A 1877-nucleotide genomic window follows, 5' to 3' on the forward strand; every position below is an offset into this window, starting at 1 on the left:
TTACGTATGCAATCAGTGACGGTCGAGCTTGGGGCCGCGTCCACCATGGAACTGGTGAACGCGCTCTCAACCATCGCCACTGAACTCGCATCGCGCGAAGCCCCTGAATCAGCGGCCACGTGTCTGGAACTCACCGAAACTCTCGTGGCCGCGTCCGATATGCAGGAAAGCGCGCTCGCCGGATTCATCGGCCGAGTCGACGCCTGCGGAGAGCAGGCCCGGTGGGGATATCCCTCTACCCAAGCGTGGCTGCGATCTCGGCTGGGCATGCGCGATAACCGGGTGAAAGAGCGTCTGGTGCTGGCGCGGCAGCGTCACCGCCTCCCGCAGGTGGCCGAACGCCTCGCCTCCGGAGAACTGTCCCACGGTTACGCCACCACCATCGCCGACTCGGTCTCGCGTCTTGACGACACCGACTGCACCGAGGCCGAGACCACGCTGCTGGGCATGGCCGATCAGGGCTTCTCGGCCGGGAAGGTCGCCGCGTTCGGCCGCCGCATCCGCGACCTCATCGCCGAACGCGACGACACAGAAGACGTCCCCGACGAGGACACCAAGCGCGGCTATGACAAGTCGTGGCTGACGACCACGCGTTCACTGGACGGCGGCCGGTACGTCAAGGGGTGGCTGAACCCCGAGGACGCCGCGATCTGGGACGGCACCCTGGCCCCATTGGCCAAGCCGGCCGGACCAGACGACCGTCGTGACCTCGCCGAACGGACGGCGGCGGCGTTGTCGAGTGTGCTGTCGGGTGGGCACAAGGCGTCCAAGGTCACCGTGATCTGCGACCTGGAGACGCTCACCGGAGGCAACGCCCCGGCCCGCCTGCCCGACGGGACCCCGATCCCCGCCGCCCAGGCCCGCCGCATCGCCCTGGCCGCCGGAGTCTCACCCCTCCTGCTCGGGCGCGGAAACACCCCGCTCTACCTCGGCTACCGGGAACGATTCGCCTCCGCAGCACAGCGACAGGTGCTGGAGACGCTCTATCCGTCCTGTGCGGTGCGGGGATGTGAGGTGCCCGGGGCGCTGTGCGAGGTCGACCACGTGCACGGATGGGCACTCGGGCGATCGCCCACCGACATCGACCAACTCGCACTCACCTGCGGATGGCACAACCGCTTCAAGCACAGTCGCCCCGACCAGATCCAGATCACCAAGAATCGGGACGGGCGATTCGTCTACCGGCTGCTGCCACCAGCTGACGCCAGAGGATCCGCGATCGGGACTGGACCACCAGGCGACATCGGCCCACCCGACTCGGCCCTCGACTGGGCCGCATAACCACCCACCACCGCAACACTGCACACGGCCATGCCTGGCGCCGGTCCGCCCGCATCCCCACCGATGACGGGCGGCCCCGGCATGCCCACACGCCAGGCGACCGCCTCACACCAGTCGCGGGCGCCCCACCAGACAGCCATTTGCGGAGACCACCCCCAGTTCACCCCGGCCACCACGCCGCCCCGGACCGAACCGCATAGCCGCCCCACCGCCGCATAACACCCATCCACCCCAGCCCAGGCCCTGCGCCGGTCCACCTGCAGCCACCCTCACGACAGGCGAGCCGCCCCCACGGCAGGGCCATGCCGACACGACAGCGCGATACACCAATGCAATAGCCGAGGCCGCCTGTCGAATGCAGTACGCCGACAGCCCACGGCCCGCAATGCCAGCGACCCGGCAACACACCACATCGGGGGCGGCTCGTTTCCGATCAGGTGTTGCGGTGTTGCCCTTGGGTTCTCTTCGGACCTCACGGAAGGGGGAGTCTCGCCCCTTGGTACCTGACGGAAGGGGGTGGTGGGGTGGCGCGACCCGGGGCGGGGCAGGCGGAGCCTGCCCCCAACACCTGCCCAGGGGCCGCAGAGGCTCCAAAG

1 protein-coding gene is annotated in these 1877 nt (G+C 68.9%); it reads left to right on the forward strand.

Annotated features, from left to right (window positions below; genetic code table 11):
- Positions 1–1281: HNH endonuclease signature motif containing protein (locus ABZ914_RS50800; RefSeq protein WP_500201743.1), on the forward strand; the 1281-nt coding region annotated here is incomplete at its 5' end.
- Positions 1282–1877: the final 596 nt, after the last annotated feature.

Source organism: Spirillospora sp. NPDC046719 (assembly GCF_040645715.1).
Taxonomy (GTDB): domain Bacteria; phylum Actinomycetota; class Actinomycetes; order Streptosporangiales; family Streptosporangiaceae; genus Spirillospora.